Origin of the sequence: Shewanella morhuae (assembly GCF_003028295.1) — a bacterium.
Lineage (GTDB): Bacteria > Pseudomonadota > Gammaproteobacteria > Enterobacterales > Shewanellaceae > Shewanella > Shewanella morhuae.
On the sequence record NZ_PYSG01000002.1, the window covers coordinates 2,768,537 to 2,785,151 of the forward strand.

14 protein-coding genes and 1 pseudogene are annotated in these 16,615 nt (G+C 45.0%); 10 read left to right on the forward strand and 5 right to left on the reverse strand.

Annotated features, from left to right (window positions below; all coding sequences use genetic code 11):
• Positions 1–2: 2 nt before the first annotated feature.
• Both C9I43_RS19230 and C9I43_RS12575 read right to left on the reverse strand, forming a co-directional pair.
• Positions 3–684: pseudogene (locus C9I43_RS19230) on the reverse strand (ATP-binding cassette domain-containing protein); the annotation flags it as partial.
• Between the two features lie 2 nt (positions 685–686).
• Entirely contained in the window at positions 687–1,913 is a 1,227-nt protein-coding gene (locus tag C9I43_RS12575) for an efflux RND transporter periplasmic adaptor subunit (RefSeq protein WP_076497756.1), read from the reverse strand.
• A gap of 699 nt (positions 1,914–2,612) precedes the next feature.
• On the opposite strand from C9I43_RS12575, the gene C9I43_RS19235 reads away from it, so the two are divergent.
• Entirely contained in the window at positions 2,613–2,765 is a 153-nt protein-coding gene (locus C9I43_RS19235; protein WP_220732115.1) for a hypothetical protein, read from the forward strand.
• Between the two features lie 113 nt (positions 2,766–2,878).
• On the opposite strand, the gene C9I43_RS12585 is transcribed toward C9I43_RS19235, so the two are convergent.
• Positions 2,879–3,838, reverse strand: a complete 960-nt coding sequence (locus tag C9I43_RS12585; RefSeq protein ID WP_107883671.1) for a sensor domain-containing diguanylate cyclase — start codon at positions 3,836–3,838, stop codon at positions 2,879–2,881.
• Between the two features lie 107 nt (positions 3,839–3,945).
• Positions 3,946–6,801, reverse strand: a complete 2,856-nt coding sequence (gene glnE, locus C9I43_RS12590; RefSeq protein WP_107883672.1) for a bifunctional [glutamate--ammonia ligase]-adenylyl-L-tyrosine phosphorylase/[glutamate--ammonia-ligase] adenylyltransferase — start codon at positions 6,799–6,801, stop codon at positions 3,946–3,948.
• 235 nt (positions 6,802–7,036) lie between these two features.
• Between glnE and C9I43_RS12595 the strand changes: the two genes are divergently transcribed.
• The 8 genes from C9I43_RS12595 to C9I43_RS12630 all read left to right on the forward strand — a co-directional run bounded on the left by C9I43_RS12595 (position 7,037) and on the right by C9I43_RS12630 (position 14,109).
• Complete coding sequence (locus tag C9I43_RS12595; RefSeq protein ID WP_076497762.1) at positions 7,037–8,020, forward strand: hypothetical protein; 984 nt, start codon at positions 7,037–7,039, stop codon at positions 8,018–8,020.
• 13 nt (positions 8,021–8,033) lie between these two features.
• Positions 8,034–8,933, forward strand: coding sequence for a DUF350 domain-containing protein (locus tag C9I43_RS12600; RefSeq protein ID WP_076497764.1), 900 nt, complete (start codon positions 8,034–8,036; stop codon positions 8,931–8,933).
• Between the two features lie 4 nt (positions 8,934–8,937).
• The gene (locus C9I43_RS12605; RefSeq protein WP_107883673.1) at positions 8,938–10,662 is read left to right on the forward strand and encodes a polyamine aminopropyltransferase; all 1,725 of its coding nucleotides are present in this window, start codon (positions 8,938–8,940) and stop codon (positions 10,660–10,662) included.
• A gap of 78 nt (positions 10,663–10,740) precedes the next feature.
• Positions 10,741–11,154, forward strand: coding sequence for a YjfI family protein (locus C9I43_RS12610; protein WP_076497768.1), 414 nt, complete (start codon positions 10,741–10,743; stop codon positions 11,152–11,154).
• A gap of 11 nt (positions 11,155–11,165) precedes the next feature.
• On the forward strand, positions 11,166–11,855 hold the full coding sequence (locus tag C9I43_RS12615; RefSeq protein WP_107883674.1) for a PspA/IM30 family protein: 690 nt from the start codon (positions 11,166–11,168) through the stop codon (positions 11,853–11,855).
• Positions 11,856–12,029: 174 nt separating this feature from the next.
• A complete protein-coding gene (locus C9I43_RS12620; protein WP_076497772.1) occupies positions 12,030–12,683 on the forward strand; it encodes a DUF4178 domain-containing protein in 654 nt (217 codons plus the stop codon).
• Between the two features lie 103 nt (positions 12,684–12,786).
• A complete protein-coding gene (locus tag C9I43_RS12625) occupies positions 12,787–13,116 on the forward strand; it encodes a hypothetical protein (protein WP_107883675.1) in 330 nt (109 codons plus the stop codon).
• 165 nt (positions 13,117–13,281) lie between these two features.
• Positions 13,282–14,109 carry an ion transporter gene (locus C9I43_RS12630; protein ID WP_107884156.1) on the forward strand — a complete coding sequence of 276 codons (828 nt, stop codon included), beginning with the start codon at positions 13,282–13,284 and terminating at the stop codon, positions 14,107–14,109.
• Positions 14,110–14,184: 75 nt separating this feature from the next.
• Here C9I43_RS12630 and C9I43_RS12635 read toward each other — a convergent pair whose 3' ends face one another.
• The gene (locus C9I43_RS12635) at positions 14,185–15,681 is read right to left on the reverse strand and encodes a CYTH domain-containing protein (RefSeq protein ID WP_107884158.1); all 1,497 of its coding nucleotides are present in this window, start codon (positions 15,679–15,681) and stop codon (positions 14,185–14,187) included.
• A 232-nt stretch (positions 15,682–15,913) separates the two neighbouring features.
• On the opposite strand from C9I43_RS12635, the gene C9I43_RS12640 reads away from it, so the two are divergent.
• Positions 15,914–16,594, forward strand: a complete 681-nt coding sequence (locus tag C9I43_RS12640) for a TIGR00153 family protein (RefSeq protein ID WP_076497776.1) — start codon at positions 15,914–15,916, stop codon at positions 16,592–16,594.
• The last annotated feature ends 21 nt before the right edge of the window (positions 16,595–16,615 follow it).

A 16,615-nucleotide genomic window follows, 5' to 3' on the forward strand; every position in this document is an offset into this window, starting at 1 on the left:
ATTAGGTTCGTCGCTGATAATGACGCCATCTTTAATTTCAATAATACGGTCAGCATGCTGGGCAACTTGCATATCGTGGGTCACGATAATGATGGTATGGCCGTCGTGGTGTAGCTCTTGCAATAAGCGCATCATCTCTTCGCCGCTATGGCTATCGAGTGCGCCAGTGGGCTCATCAGCGAGGATGACATCACCGCCATTCATTAGCGCCCGCGCAACACTCACCCGTTGTTGTTGACCACCACTGAGCTGGTTCGGTTTATGATCTAATCTATCGCCTAAACCTAAGCGCGTTAATAAATGCTCGGCTCTTAGCTTACGCGCGCTACGTTCTTTACCAGCATATACAGCGGGCACTTCGACATTACCTATGGCGGTGAGATCGCCAAGCAAGTGATAACGCTGAAAAATAAAGCCAAAATGCTCACGGCGTAATTGCGCTAACTCATCAACATCCATAGTCGACGTATCTTGGCCATTAATAAAATACGCACCCTTTGATGGCTTATCTAAACAACCTAAGATATTCATCAAGGTCGATTTACCCGAGCCAGAAGCGCCAACAATCGCCACCAATTCGCCACGACCAATCGACAAATTAACATCTTTCAGTACAGTAAGTTGCTGATCGCCTGCTTGAAAGGTGCGGTAACAACCTGAAATTTCAAGTAATGCCGTTGTCACTATTAAAACCTCATACTAGGTGGACGACGCAGCTTACTGCCGCTGTCTGAAGATGGCATACCCAACACAACCTGATCGCCCTCTTTCAACCCTGCAGTAATTTCAGCATTGATTTTGTTATTAATGCCCACTGTCACATCCATATATTGCACTTGGTTATCAACTAATACCGGCACTTGATACTGCGGACCGCGGCGAGTTTTGCGCTCACTAGGCTTATCTGATGCCGCTGATTTGTCCCTCGGCTTGATACGTAGTATTTGCGCGGGCACTAACAACGCAGCGTCAGCCTTAGCTAACACGATTGAAACCTGCGCAGTCATACCTATACGTAAGGTACGATCAGGATTTTCTACATCAAACAAGCCATGGTAGTAAATCGCATCTGAGTCACTTGAGCTCATCTTGCTGTCGTCACCATTCATCGAAATCGGCCCAGGCTCTATCGCCCTTAATGTGCCAAGGTAAGGATGATTGGGCTTACCCAAAATAGTAAAATACACGGCTTGCCCCGGGTGGACATTGACCACGTCAGCCTCGGAGATTTGCGCCTTAACCGTCATAGTTTCGAGTTGCGCCATTTCGACTATGGTTGGTGTGGTTTGATTCGCGTTAACGGTTTGGCCGACTTCCACCGCCGAATACACCACAGTGCCGTCCATAGGTGCGGTAATTTTGGTATAACCCAAATCAATTCTGGCACTATCAACATTAATCTCAGCCTGTTGTTTTTGCGCCTCTAATTGTTCAAGTTCAGCTTGGTAAACTGTCAGAGTAGCTTCTGCAGTTTCATAGCTGGCACGGGAGCTGGCGCTATCGGCGAGCATGGCTTGCTGGCGAGTAAACTCCAATTTTGCTTGACGAATTTGCGCCTGTTTGGCACGGAACTGGGCATTGATGCTCTTAAGTGATGCGAGCGCATCTTTCAAATTATTCTGTTGTGCAAGGCTGTCAATCTGGGCAATTAAATCGCCTTTCTTCACTTCATCCCCGAGTGCCAAAGGCAAACTTAAAATCTGACCTGACACCTGCGCGCCCACACTTACCAGTTTAGAGGCTTGCAACATGCCATTGGCGAGTACTGAGTTTTCAATATCGCCACGGCGCACTGCTTCAGTCACGTAAGTAGGCGCAGTATCAGGCTTATGCCACAGAAAATAAGCACCGCCGCCCAGAATAATTAAGCCGCTAAATGCGAGCAGTAAGTTACGCTTTGAGGATTTTTTCATCGGTATTGTCATGTCCATCAATGCTAAAGACAGCAAGCCATTATCTGGCTCAAGCTTGTTAAGAAACCAAAATTATTTCTGCAGTATATAGAGTTAGCCAAACTTAGTAGACGAAGGAAGTGTCGTTAACAGGTAAAGATATGCAAATATCTGTGTAGAAACTTTTAAAACAAGCACTGCTGAGTGATGTGCTGTCCTCGTTACTACAAAGACGCAAAGCTGAAGTGGTGTTTAATGGACAAATTTGGACTTTAAGCTTCTTTATTACTTTTTTAATTCATTAAAGATAGTTTTAAGCAAAAAAAATGTAGTGGGATTACTGGTTTCTCACAACCTTCTTGTAATGTGCTCGATGAAATAACTAACTTAAGCCTGAAGCGATGCTAAGCAGTATCATCTCATTACTCTCAATTTATATTGTGTCACCGAGCGTGACGCCTTGAGCACCACTAACAATCCAAACATCAAGCAAGTAGCAAAATCTGCTTCGTGCACAATAAAACGTTACTTGCATTATTTTTACGTGAAATGGGTTTAGTCAGCGCTAAAGTATACTTAACCTGATGTGATGGTCTCCTCCCACTACGGCATCACTGTGCCATATTCGAAGTGATTACCAACAATCAAAATTGGGCGGTTACTGGTGTTTACCGCGATTATTCCGTTTGTATTTGCATATTGTGGAATTAGTGCCGATTTATGGCTGGATGTCACCTCGGGGAGTATTTAGGTGCTGGCGGGGTTAAGAGTGCAGTTGCATCTTATATTGCCGCGCAGGCAGCGATACCTGAAGTCAATATTAGTCTAGCCATGTCGGCATCACTTGGAGTTATCTTCCAATTAACGTATTAATTGGCTTAGCTTTATATCAAGATTGGGCCATGCTTACTACTGCATAGAAGTAGTAATAAAGAAGGGAGATTCATACCTGTTTTTTATTGAGTTCATTGTGCTAACGCTTAAAATCACGATTTACGACGAATCGCTTTATCTTGATACATGGCCTTATCAGCACAATCTAAAAGATCATCCAAACCAAGTTCCGAATCGGGTGTCCAGTGCGCAATACCAATACTGGTAGATAATTTATGCTGATGGTGTTGATTATATTGTTCAAGCAATAACTTAAAGCGTTCAATAGCATGGTTAACCGTATCTTTGTGTACAAAGCTTAACAACACGACAAACTCATCCCCTCCCATTCTAGCAATGACGTCTGACTCTCTAAAAGCCGTTAACAAAATATGGGCAAAATCACATAACAACTGATCGCCCTTACGATGGCCAAAGCAATCATTAATTTCTTTGAAAAAATCGAGATCAAAAAAGACCAACGTAGCAGCCATCTTTGTACGTCGACAACTCGCTAATGCCTGATGTGCTAATACCTCAAAACCACGACGATTAGAAATAGTCGTCAAAGGGTCTAGGGTATTCTGCACAATTGACAATAATTCAGCTTCTACCATTTTCCCTAAATCGGTGAGAATCTCAATCTCTTCACTAGTTAGTTGCCGAGGTTCTGTACCAATAACACATAGAGTCCCAGCACGAAAACCATCACTAATCGTTAATGGATAGCCAGCATAAAAGCGAATAAAGGGCTCTTGTACTACTAATGGATTATCACAAAATCGCGGATCGTTAAGTGCATCGTTAACGATAAAAATACCGTCATAATTAATCGCATGGCCACAAAAGGAAATATCTCGCGATGTTTCAGTCGCCTCGATTCCTTGATGAGATTTAAACCATTGGCGCTCAGCGTCGACTAACGTCACAAGGCAAATAGGCACAGAAAAAATTCTGCGAGTGAGCCTGGTGACTCGGTCGAAACGCTCTTCGGTATCAGTATCAAGCACATTTAGTGCACGTAACTTAGCCAAACGTTGCAGTTCATTGTCAGGAATTATAGGTAATATCATAGCGTTCTCTGCTAACGACTCTTATTAAACTCTAGCCTAAATTAGGTGTTCTTGCGGGCTTCCTTAAACGCTTTACCTACAGAGTAACGTATTATTTCACAGCACACTTATTCAAGTATCGTTCGATAAATCTCCAACACTCGCTCCGTATATTCAGACACCGCTGGCACGGGTAATAGGCCGAGTCTTTGCTGCAGCGTCAATCGATGATTTTCATCCCTGAGTAAGCAATAGGTTTGAGTTAAATGCTGGGCACTCATCATAGGTAGTAGTTCAAGCTCGGCTAATACACCAAAAATCCGCACATTGTCAGACCAAATCGTCAGTTCTGGATACTCATGGGCGTTAGCCAGTACTAAATACTGAGCAATAAACTCAATATCTGCAATACCACCGGGGCTCTGTTTTAGATCAAATATGCCTTCATTTGCCTTAAGTAAATGGTCGCGCATTTTCTGGCGCATCTCACGTACCGCTTTTTTTAGCTCAACTTTATCCCTTGGTTTTTCCAATATCGAGGCGCGAATATGGCTAAATTTGACCGCTAGACTATTGTCGCCGAAAACAAAACGCGAGCGCACTAAGGCTTGATGTTCCCACGTCCACGCCTCGTTAGCTTGATATTCGCCAAAGCGTTCAATTTCACTGACCATTAATCCTGAGGCGCCCGAGGGACGCAGCCGCATATCCACTTCATACAACTCACCCGAAGTGGTACGAGTCGAGAATAAATGCAGAATACGCTGGGCGAGTTTGAGGTAGAAATGGCCGACTTCGATTGGCCGTTCACCATTGGTCTGGCTGTTATCTGCTTTGTTTTCACACAAAAAAACTAAATCGAGATCTGAGCCATAACCCAACTCGATACCACCGAGCTTGCCATAACCAACAACGGCAAAACCTGTGTCATTGCCCTCAAGGTGAGCGGGCACGCCGTGGCGCACTGAAACCTGTTGCCACGCCTGCATTACCACTTGCTCGATAATCGCTTCAGCTAAAAAGGTTAAGTGATCGCTCACTTGCATCACAGGTAAAACCCCTGTGACATCGGCTGCAGCTATTTTAAGTTGTTGTGACAGCTTAAATTGGCGCAGCGCTTCCATCTGCTGCTCCATATCATCCTCGGGCACACGCAACATGTACTGGCGCAGCTCACTAGGATAATCATCGATGGAGGTGGTGTCATAGAGCTGTGAAGGGTCAATCAGTTCATCGAGCAGCATAGGAAACTTAGCCAACTGCGCCGCAATCCAAGGGCTGGCGCAGCATAGGCTCACTAGCTGTTGCCGCGCGCCTGGATTTTCACACAAAAGTTCCAGGTAAGTAGTGCGAGTTAAAATTTGTTCCATCACCTTAGACACAGGCTCAAAAGCAGCCGATGGACTCTGTTGATTAATTAACTCTTCCAATAATCTTGGCATTAATTTATCTAAGGTTTCCCGCCCACGTGGACCAATAGAACGCTTAGTGACCGTTTCGCGCCAACTGCTGAGCATAGGGCATAATTTGTCATCGTCGATTTGCTGCTCGGCTAATAACGCGACGGCATCATCAACATCTTGTACATTCCACAGCTGCGCCGTCCAGTGTTCAGCTTTATCCTCGCCTTCTTCTCCGCCCACAGTGGCTTTAAAGTGACGATGGATTTTGCTCATTGCTGCTTCAATATGGGTACGTAAATCGACCTCGCTGGCCATATCAAGTACATGGCAGAGTCGCGCCCAATCTAGCGGATTATTTGGTAAGGTTTGGGTTTGTTTATCGTCTATGGCTTGCAGTAAATTCTCGACTCGGCGCAGTAGCAAATAGCTATGTTTAAGCTCATCGACTGCCAAATATTCAAATTGTCCTAAGCTGTAGAGCGTATCGATAGCGCCGAATAAACTCTGCTGGCGCAGTGCTGGTTCGCGGCCACCGCGAATTAATTGGAAACTCTGCACCACGAACTCGACCTCACGAATACCACCCGCGCCGAGTTTAATATTGTCGGTCAAATGCCGGCGACGCACTTCTTGGGCGATAAGTTGCTTCATTTTTCGCAGAGATTCAATCGCCGAGAAATCGATATAACGGCGATACACAAAGGGCCTGAGCAAACTGTGTAGTTCATCGCAGAAATGGTTCCAAGGTCCTAGCGCACGCGCCTTGACCATGGCGTAGCGTTCCCAGTCTCGGCCCTGTTCTTGGTAATAATCCTCAAGACCACTAAAGCTCACCACCAGCGGGCCACTTTCACCATAAGGGCGCAATCGCATATCTACGCGAAACACAAATCCATCTACCGTAACTTGGTCAAGCAAGTTAACTAACCTTTGCCCCATACGGATAAAAAACTGTTGATTATCTATACTACGGCGGCTACCGACGGTTTCACCGTGTTCTGGAAAGGTAAAAATCAAATCAATATCAGAAGAAAAATTCAGCTCGCGGCCGCCTAATTTTCCCATACCCAAAATCAGTAACGGCTGTGCATTACCTTCTTTGTCCATCGGCGTGCCATATTGGGCGCACATCTCTTTATAGAGCCAGTCGCGGGCGCAAATCACTAAGGCTTCAGCTAGCGCCGACAGATCCAGTAGTGATTCTTCTAAACTGGCGTAGTCTAAAAAATCACGCCAGGCTAAGCGCACCATTTGATAATTACGAAACTGTCGCAAGCTGGCTTTGGCCATCTCTTCGGTTGTGGTGCTACTCAATACTTCGTGCAATTCAAGATCAAAATTTTTACGCTCAATCAAGCTTAACTCGCCGGCAAACAACATGTTAATCCACTCGGGATGTCGGCATAACTGGGCGGCCACATAATCACTGAGCCCTAAAACCGTTTTTAGCTCTTGCTGTTGTGTAAGCGTTAATTGAGCCAGCCCTTCGGACCACACTTCCTCCAACCGCTGTAAATTACGCTCCGCAGTTTGATTAATGAGAATAGACAATGACTTATTACTGTCTTTTTGCATGGCCATAATGGTTCCTAACAAATTTAGCTATCGACATATTATGTCGTAATGATATAAATTAATGCAGCATCATGTTATGTTTGCCATGACTTACAGCTGCCAGATGTAGCACACACGTAAAGCTATAGGCTTTATCTGCGACATTTAAGGGTACTATAACCTTGCAGTAGGCATATTGAGCAAGCGGATTATGATTGTCTGCAACTATTTGCGTTTTATTTCATTACCTTTTGGAGAAAACATGGCAGGAATGCTAACCCGTGTTCTCACATCGATACTCTTTATAACCGTTGCGCTAGCGCTAACGGGTTGTGGCGATGACAGACCGGATAAAATTGCTAAGTATCAACAACTCACGCAGCAACGCCTTGCCACACTCACGACTATGCTCGACGATGGGCAGTTGCGTAACGCTAACCTATTAAAACAATACACCACATTATTGACGCAACAGAAGCCTGAGTTAGCCCCCTTACTCGATGAATTAGCTAAGGATGCAGGCACTCAAGGCCCCATGTATACCTCACTAAAACGTCGTTTAGATGAGTCGAAAGTAGCGAGTAACTTTGCCGATCTCGATCAACAGCTAGCAGAGGCTGAAAACCTCTATCAAGCTGCAGATCCCAGCTTGTATAACGACATGCTGTCAGATCCTGTCAACGTCGTCGCCGATATGTCTGACGGCAAACTGGCTCGAGTCAATTCGATTAGCCGCGAAGCCGCAACCCTCGCTAATGGCGGCGAAGACTTTGGCCCAGGTAGCCAACTGGTGGGTAATCCGGCTTATGGTAATTGGCAAACAAACTCAAGCGGTACCTCATTTTGGGCTTGGTATGGCATGTATTCGATGTTTTCCAATATCTTCAATCGGCCAGTGTCCTACGACCGCTGGTCAGGGAACCGAGGCTATAGTTATTATAATGACGTAGGTCGTTACCGCTATACCTCACCCAAACAAGCCAGCGCACAGACTAAGACATTTGAGCAGACGAAAAAGCGCTTTGATTCCCAAGGTAAGCGCTTTGACAGCCCCTATGCGAAAGCACGCACCGGTGGCACGGCGTTATCCCGTGAAAGCACCAGCGCTCCCAAAGCCAACACCACTAGCGCAAGCAAGAGTTCAGCGAACAACTCAAAAAGTAAGTTTCGCTCTAACTATGCTAAAGACAGCAGTTTTCGCAATTCCAGTAATCGTACGACCCGCAGTGTGCGCCGCGGTAAGTAACTAAGGATTATCAATGATATTATTTCAAGATTTCGGTATCACGTCAGAGCTAGCTACCATTCTGGCGATTGATCTCACTATTGCGGTGATTCTGCTAACGTTGATGCGTTACTTGCAGGGTTGGAGTGTCAAAGTCAACAGCAGCAAAGAGCTGGCGGAGCGGGATAACTTCGCCTTTGGTATCAGTACCGCTGGCGCTGTTGCCGCACTGGGCATAGTGCTAACGGGCGCGATCACAGGGGCTGCTGCACACTCTTATCTTACTGAAGCGATTGGCATGAGCTCCTATGGTTTATTCGGCTTAGTGCTGATTAAATTTGGCCGTTTCCTGCACGATAAATTAGCGCTAAATGAATTTGATAAGAATGAGCAAATCATCAAAGGCAATGTGTCAGTCGCGATTGTTGATGCCAGTGCCGCCATCGCCACTGCAATTATTATCCGCGCCGTGTTGTTATGGGCAGAAGACTTAACCTTAGATACTTTTATTGCTATTTTCAGCGCCTTTGCAATTTCACAGTTAATGTTAGTGCTGCTGACGCGCTGGCGCGAAAACCGTTTTGCAAGTCGCAATCAAGACTCGTCCATGCAGCAAGCCCTAGTAAAAGGTCATACCGCATTAGCGCTACGTCATGCCGGTTATATGATTGCCATGGCGCTGAGCTTTAATGCTGCTAGTCACTTTATTATTTTTAATCCAACCGCTTATGTAACCAACGTAATCGGCTGGTTAGTGTTTTCAATCATCATGCTGCTCGTGCTGTCCTTACTGCTATTTATCGTGAAAAAACTGGTATTAGCCCGTATCGATTTAGCTGATGAAGTAGAAAAACAGCACAATATCGGTATTGCTGCGGTAGAAATGGCGATCTGCATCGCTATCGCACTTATTCTTACGGCACTGATGGCCTAATCAAATGCAACAAAATAGTTTAACTCCCTCGGCGGCTAAACCTAGCCGCCTAGGTTGGTTCGATGATGTCTTATTATTGGGCATTATGGCGGTATTAGCAGGCTGCGGCCTGATTTACGAATATCTTTTATCCCATTATGCGGGGCGCATTTTAGGCGCATTAGAAGCCGCCATCTATACCATGATTGGTCTGATGATCGTTTCCATGGGCATAGGCGCCTTCGCCGCCCGTAAGATCCGTGATGCCTTTACCGGTTTTGTGATTTTAGAGCTCACTGTTGCGCTATGTGGCTCGCTCGCCATTTTAATCACTGCGGCGGTCATTGGTTTTGGCCAACAACTACCGTTGATGATTGCTAACACCTTAGGCTTGCCGCCAGATCACTTGCCTGAAGGCGGCATGATAGGAACACTGCAAAAACTCAGCGAATATTTACCCTATGTTTGGGGCGTGTTACTGGGTTTGATGATCGGCATGGAAATCCCATTAATTGCACGGGTGCGTCAATCGCTTTCAGATGAACATTTACTGCATAATGCGGGGACGATTTATGGCGCTGATTATATTGGTGCTGGCATAGGTGCCGCCATTTGGGTTGGTTTTATGCTCGCCATTGATATCCAGCTCGCTGCCGCTTTGACTGCTAGTTTTAATCTGTTGGCGGGTTTTGTATTTATCTGGCGTTTCTGGTCTAAAATCCGTCGTGCAAAACTGCTGTTGACTGGACATGTTATCGTCACGGGTGTCTTGCTAGTCCTAGCATTCCAAGGCCCGCACTGGGAGCAGCACTTCAACAACCTGATCTATAAAGATAAGGTGGTATATTCCAAAGCTACACGTTTCCAGCAACTGACCTTTACTGAGCGGTTACGTGGCAATGGTCTCGCCCCCGTATATAACTTATATATCAATGGTCGCTTGCAGTTTTCTAGCATAGACGAACACATCTACCATGCGTTTCTGGTGCATCCCACACTTGCCGCCAGTGCACGTCACAACAAAGTGCTGATCATTGGCGGTGGTGACGGGCTTGGCCTCAAACAAGTGCTCCGTTGGCAGCCTGAGCAAGTTACACTTCTCGATCTTGATGTAGGTTTAGTGCAATTATTTACATCGCCTGATACCGATATGCCTGAAAATCTCAGCCGCGCTATGCTCGCGCTCAACGGTAATGCGCTGAACGATCCCCGCGTCACAGTGATCAACGATGACGCCTTTAATGGAGTCGACAAACTGATTGCCACTGGTGTGAAATATGACGCGATTATTGTGGACTTACCGGATCCGAGCCATCCTGATCTTAACAAGCTGTATTCAGATTATTTCTACCGTAAATTAAAGGAACTTATCAGTAGTGATGGTGCTCTGACAGTACAGTCAACGTCGCCGTACCATGCCCCCAAGGCATTTATTTCGATTGCAAAAACCTTGGCCTTAGCGGGATTTAACGTCAAACAGTATCATCATAATGTCCCCAGTTTTGGTGAATGGGGCTGGAGTATTGCAACCTTAGATGGCCTTGATGCACAGCACCGGTTAGCCAAGCTGACTGAGTTACCCATCAAAGATGATTGGCTAACCTTAGGCTTAGTAGAGGGTGCTTTTGAATTTCCGGCAAACTTTTACCAAGATGCCACTAAGATTAAACCCAATGAATTGGGTTCGTTGCAACTGTATCACTACCATTTGCAAGATTGGTCAGAGAATCAAGGGCTGAATCTTTTTTAATAGGATGCGATAGTGCTTGACATATTATGTCTCAGTGCTATCTTTGAACACAGACATAATATGTCAACAAGGACAAATATGAATATCCATACCATTGCCAACCATCTCAACAGTCTGGGCAACAACAGCCAAACAGGCTTCCAGTTTGATTGCTATCCAATTACTGGTGAAGTCGAAGTGTTGCAAGTGAATGTCGTTGGCCGTGAAGAAATCCCGGTATTTGTATCGGTAACGGACAATCAGATTTTGTGCATCAGCTATTTGTGGGGCGAGAACGAAGTAAACCAAGAGCGTCGCAGTGAAATGTTTGAAACTATGCTAGAGCTCAACATTCCAATGCCCTTGTCAGCCTTTGCAAAAATTGATGACAAATACGTGGTTTACGGTGCGCTATCACTTCAATCTAGCATGCTTGAAATTGAACAAGAATTAGCAGTTTTATCCGATAACTGTTTAGAAGTTATTGATGAAATGGTCGACTATCTTAAATAAGGAGCCACAAAATGGGCATTTTAAATAAAATTTTAACAGCGTTTCGCGGCGGTGCCACCGAAGTTGGCCAAAGTATTGTTGATGCCAACTCAACCCGTATTTTCGAACAGGAAGTTCGTGACGCTGAAAAGCACTTAACCAATGCTAAACGTGAACTCACTGACGTGATGGCGAAAGAAATGCAAGCCAGTCGTGAAATCGACCGCCTAAAGCGTTCAATCGCCGAACACGAAAGTTATGTAACACAAGCTCTTGATAAAGGTAATGAAGCATTAGCGATTGAAGTGGCTGAAAAAATTGCCATGTTAGATCAAGAGTTAGCCGAGCAACAAAGTGCTAACGACAGCTTTAGCGCCCATGCAACGCGCTTGAAAGACTTAGTGAAAAAGACCGAGCGCCAACTGTCTGATTATCAACGCCAGTTAAGCATGGTTAAAACCACTGAAAGCGTACAAAAAGCGACGGCAACCATTACAGACTCGTTCGCGTCTAGCAACTCTAAGTTGATGAACGCCAAGGATTCATTAGAGCGCATCAAGGCTCGTCAGCAACAGTTTGATGACCGTTTGAAAGCTGCTGAAACCTTAGCCGATGAAAACAGTGACAAATCACTGCAATCTAAGCTAGCTGAAGCAGGTATTGGTGAACAGAAATCAAATGCAAATGCCGTGTTAGATCGAATTAAAGCACGTAAAAGCTAAGTTATGATTGACCGAATGCCGAGTTCTAGAGGGATAATCCCCTACTGAACTCGGCATTTTTTGTTTTATTCATCAAATAATGATCATCTTGCCCGTGAATATACGCAGCTAGTCAATTTAAAGCCGCGCCCGAGTAAGCATTATTATCACATGTAAATCACAGCAGGAGTTACGATGGGATTTTTCAATAGCATGTTTGGTAAAAAAGCGCCGCCGCCACGCGAGCTCAATCACCCATCACAACTTAATGTGGGCGATATGATTACCCTCGATGATAGCTTTGCCCTACCACCACAACTGCGTGGCCAGCAATTACGGGTTGAAGCTGTCAATACCTACGAATCAGAGCGGGATCAACAGCCGGAGTGGTTGCTTAAAGGTCATGGTAGCGACACGCTGTTTTTAAGTATTGAAGAAGACGATGAAAGCTATCTTGCTTTTTCGATTAAGATTTCTCGCGCCCAAGTGGAGCAATTATTCGATCTTGAGCAGTTCAGTGCCATATTTGATGAACCCGGCCACGCCGAACTCACAACTCAAGCACTGCCTCCGGAGCTTGCTACGCAATTTGAACAATGGCTTGGTAAACAGTACCATCAAGTCACTTTTGCAGGTTTTGGCTATTTCCATCGGCAGGATTACCGCGGCCAAAAGCCACCACAAGATGCTAATGGTGCCACGGGTGAACCCTTCGAGTATTATTTACTCCTCAATGACGATGAGAACCGTGCCGTCGAAGTTGAAGTTTATGAGGGCGGCGATACCGATGTCGTATTGACTCTATATCGCCCACTAACGGATATTCGCGATTACTGGCCAGCAAAATAATGTATAAATAAGATAAAGTGTGAGCTCGCACTTTATCAATAATCCCAATACAATCTCACAGATAAGCGCGATAGAAACGATTGATAGCAATAGGTAATACGTTATGAGTAAAACCAAGCACGCTCTCCCTGAGCAATGGTTAAAAAACCAACAGGCCGCGAAAGCAACACAAGTGGCTTTCGATCTCGATGAAAAATTTCAATATTCGATTCGTAAAGCCGCATTAGATGCTGGCGTTAGCCCCTCCGATCAAATTCGCACTATTTTGGGCTTAACGGTCTCAAAACGCCCTTCTCGCCCACGCCTAACCGTATCACTCAACGCCGATGATTACGTTCAGCTAGCAGAAAAGTATGGTTTAAATGCCGATTCACAACTCGAAATTAAACGTCGTGTACTTGATGACCTCGTCCATTTTGTGGATAAAGCCTAATACTCATACATCAAATCGGTCTGCAATCCTTGAGTCAAATGCGCTGTAATAAAGAAGCCCCCCCCCCAAAAAAAGTGCTCTTTAAATTCACTAAAAAAATTTACTCGCAATCAAAAGTCTTTTACTTTAGTGATCCACCGCACTAAAACAGGAATAATGTTTGGCATGACAGATAAAACCCCGTGGTCACTTCGCACCCTCGATACGCCTTCTCCAATCGAAATGGCGATGATGATTTTATCCTTGCTGTCAGTGATTATCGTGCTCGTCATGACCTTTGGCCGCCTCGATAGCGAAACCTATCGCTTACTCTTCTTCATCGATAGCGGTATTTGCATGATTTTCATGCTTAACTTCTTTATTGGATTGATCCGCGCTCGTGATAAATTATTTTTTATTAAGCATCACTGGGTCGATTTTGTTGCCAGTATCCCGGCAATAGAAGCATTGCGCATGGCGCGCTTGTTCCAGATTTTACGCGTTATACGCTTGATCCGTATGAGCCGATCATTACTCTTACCGCTGATAAAACAACGCAAACAAACCACCTTAGCCAGTTTACTGGTCGCTATGGTGACAATTTTAGCGTTAGCTTCTGTCATTATGCTCATCGTCGAAAGTGGCACAGAGGGCGCGAATATTCAAACCGCTGAGCAAGCGATTTGGTGGGCATTGGTGACTATCTCGACCGTAGGCTACGGTGATTATTATCCTGTGAGTACGGCTGGCCATATTATCGGCGGCATAGTGATTATCAGTGGTGTGAGTTTTTTCGGTGTCATTTCAGGCTATATGGCTTCTGTGTTTGTCGCACCCGATGAAGCTGAACGTCAAGAACGCCAAGACGCCAGTAAAGCTGAACTCAAATCAGAGCTTGAATTAGCGTTAGCAAGAATGGAAGAAAATCAACTAAAGATGGAGCAGAATCAAGCACAAATGCTCGCTAAAATTGCTGAGTTAAAACAGAGTTTTGACAGAAAATCTAACGATTAATTACAATAAAAAGGCCTAATCCATTATTGGATTGGGCCTTTTTATTTACACATTCGGATCATAAACCGTTACAGACTACCAATAGCCAGATTGTTGTATCGCATTATGTCGTGTTGACTCCATCGCAAACAGCAGGCTTTGCTGTTTATCATCAAGCCACTCGTGTAAATCAATACCCAGCTTATGGCCCGCATTATTTAAAGCGCTGTAACATGCCAAGGTTTTAATTCCTAAGGTTAAATCGAGCCAAGGAGCACGAAATGTATCCCGCGACTTAACGTCATATAAACTACCATAAGCCTGACCGACGAGAATACTCTCATCAAGCACTGTAGCTGCTTGCTGGTAATTTTTGCTTGCCATGGCATTGTTAACTGACATCACCTCGAATATGGCCCGCCAAGAGGCTTGTAGGACACTATCAGCATGCTGACGCAAACTTGTCAGCTTATTAATGCCAAGATCACCCGCACTCACCTTAAGTAATCGCTCTACGACTGCTAACTGCAATTGACCATATTCAGGCTGCTGCCAAAGCAAGTTTAATTGTTCATCAAGCTTAATATCGTCTAAATCGAGCTGCAGCTGTGGTTTTAATTGACGACTCTGCGGCTGCCGATGAAACAAACGATATTGGCTACCCAGTAACGCTGTTAGCGCTTGCGCAGGCTCAATAAAATCGAGCTGTTTTTCAATCTGCATAAATTGACTCAAAAGCGTCGCATCCAGTAACGCAAACTGACTTAAGGTCATTCGTAATAAACGAATACACGCACGCATTCGCCACCAGAGCGCAACACAAGCTTCAGGTGTATGCGCCTCTGCAATCATACTTTCTAATAATTGCCAACGCTCAAGGGCGATTTCGAGCAAACTTTGACAACTTGCAGTTAAGTCTGCGGCTGCAGTCTCGCGGTGTTCCGCCAGCGGCAAAAATTCTAATACGGTTAAATCGAGTGGCTGAGATTGGCCCGCTAAGCGATAACCTCGTTGGGCTTTACTGGCCTTACCTAAACGAACTGGCACAACGCTCGCCACTTGAGTTGCGAGCTTGAGTAAGGCTTCGGTATCACCACTGAGCAGCTCAAATTCCAGTTCACACAAAGCTTCTTGCCGACCATTAGCGCTGATTTCACCTATGTCTAACGCCACTTCAACCACGCTGTTATCAATTTGAACATGCCAAGCGCGGCGATAAAAATCAGTGTGAAAAATACAGACCAATTGAGCTTGGGTGGAAATTAAATCTGCATTGCTTGGCCAAATTTCACGAGGAAATAGACTTAAATCTGGGCTATCCGCTTGGATAGTCACATTATATTCAGGTCGAGAATGAATGCCACCGATGACCTGCCCCGCGGTTTTTATAGTTTGTTCTCGGTGTGCATCATAGCCACGGACCCTCAGTCCCATGTCCCATTGGCGCAATTGCAGATCAGGCGTATCAAAGTAACCGTTTGCCAAACGACGCAGCCCTTGAGGCACACTATTATCGAGGCTATCTAACTTATTTATCAGGGATTGTTGATATATCGGTAGAAAAAACAGTTTTAGTTCAATCTCAGCATTCATTGCATAGCCGCTCATTTTGTCATCAAATATTCATTGATACGTCATGTTTAGTTCATAATGTCACAAATGTGTCATAAAAATCCCGTAGGATTTGCTTTTGTAGTTGGTAGATAACCCGTTAGAATAAAGCTGTGATTTTTTCTTAAAAAAACACAGTTTCAATATGCGGACGCTTAGGTTAACATGCGCCCGCTTTTTCCAATAATGGAACAATCTAAATAGGTAAACGGCAATGCCAGTAAACTCTATTTTGGGCGTGTTTGCAAAATCGCCAATTAAGCCACTTCAAGAGCACATGGACAAAGTACACGATTGTGCATCGTTACTGGTCCCCTTTTTCGAAGCGACTCTCGCAGATGACTGGGACAGTGCAGTTCAATTACGTAAGCAAATTAGTTTAGCCGAGAAGCAAGCCGATTCACTGAAGCGTGAAATTCGTCTTACTCTGCCGAGCGGTTTGTTTATGCCTGTAGAACGTACCGATCTATTGGAACTATTAACGCAACAAGACAAGATCGCCAATAAGGCAAAAGATATTTCTGGCCGTGTTATCGGCCGTCAGTTGTTAATACCCCAGGTCATGCAAGTTCCTTTTATCGCTTATCTACAACGTTGTATAGATGCGGTTGCCCTTGCAAAGCAAGTCATTAACGAACTCGAAGATCTACTCGAAACCGGTTTCCGTGGTCGTGAGCTCGACTTAGTGGCCAAAATGATTAACGAACTCGATATCATCGAAGAAGATACTGACGATTTACAAATTCAGTTACGCCGTCAGTTGTTCGCTATGGAATCACAATTGAATCCTATCGATGTGATGTTCCTCTACAAAACGATTGAGTGGGTCGGTGGTCTTGCAGATCTTGCCGAGCGCGTCGGTTCGCGTCTTGAGCTTATGCTAGCTCGCGCTTAATAAATTAAGGTTATCTAAGGT

What these genes read in the sequence shown, in the direction of transcription:
- C9I43_RS12595 (WP_076497762.1), top strand. Translation starts at nt 7,037, where the DNA reads ATGGCAGGAATGCTAACCCGTGTTCTCACATCGATACTCTTTATAACC.
- C9I43_RS12575 (WP_076497756.1), bottom strand. Translation starts at nt 1,913, where the DNA reads ATGAAAAAATCCTCAAAGCGTAACTTACTGCTCGCATTTAGCGGCTTA.
- C9I43_RS12585 (WP_107883671.1), bottom strand. Translation starts at nt 3,838, where the DNA reads ATGATATTACCTATAATTCCTGACAATGAACTGCAACGTTTGGCTAAG.
- C9I43_RS12630 (WP_107884156.1), top strand. Translation starts at nt 13,282, where the DNA reads ATGACAGATAAAACCCCGTGGTCACTTCGCACCCTCGATACGCCTTCT.
- C9I43_RS12640 (WP_076497776.1), top strand. Translation starts at nt 15,914, where the DNA reads ATGCCAGTAAACTCTATTTTGGGCGTGTTTGCAAAATCGCCAATTAAG.
- C9I43_RS12600 (WP_076497764.1), top strand. Translation starts at nt 8,034, where the DNA reads ATGATATTATTTCAAGATTTCGGTATCACGTCAGAGCTAGCTACCATT.
- C9I43_RS12605 (WP_107883673.1), top strand. Translation starts at nt 8,938, where the DNA reads ATGCAACAAAATAGTTTAACTCCCTCGGCGGCTAAACCTAGCCGCCTA.
- C9I43_RS12610 (WP_076497768.1), top strand. Translation starts at nt 10,741, where the DNA reads ATGAATATCCATACCATTGCCAACCATCTCAACAGTCTGGGCAACAAC.
- C9I43_RS19235 (WP_220732115.1), top strand. Translation starts at nt 2,613, where the DNA reads ATGGCTGGATGTCACCTCGGGGAGTATTTAGGTGCTGGCGGGGTTAAG.
- C9I43_RS12615 (WP_107883674.1), top strand. Translation starts at nt 11,166, where the DNA reads ATGGGCATTTTAAATAAAATTTTAACAGCGTTTCGCGGCGGTGCCACC.
- glnE (WP_107883672.1), bottom strand. Translation starts at nt 6,801, where the DNA reads ATGGCCATGCAAAAAGACAGTAATAAGTCATTGTCTATTCTCATTAAT.
- C9I43_RS12635 (WP_107884158.1), bottom strand. Translation starts at nt 15,681, where the DNA reads ATGAATGCTGAGATTGAACTAAAACTGTTTTTTCTACCGATATATCAA.
- C9I43_RS12620 (WP_076497772.1), top strand. Translation starts at nt 12,030, where the DNA reads ATGGGATTTTTCAATAGCATGTTTGGTAAAAAAGCGCCGCCGCCACGC.
- C9I43_RS12625 (WP_107883675.1), top strand. Translation starts at nt 12,787, where the DNA reads ATGAGTAAAACCAAGCACGCTCTCCCTGAGCAATGGTTAAAAAACCAA.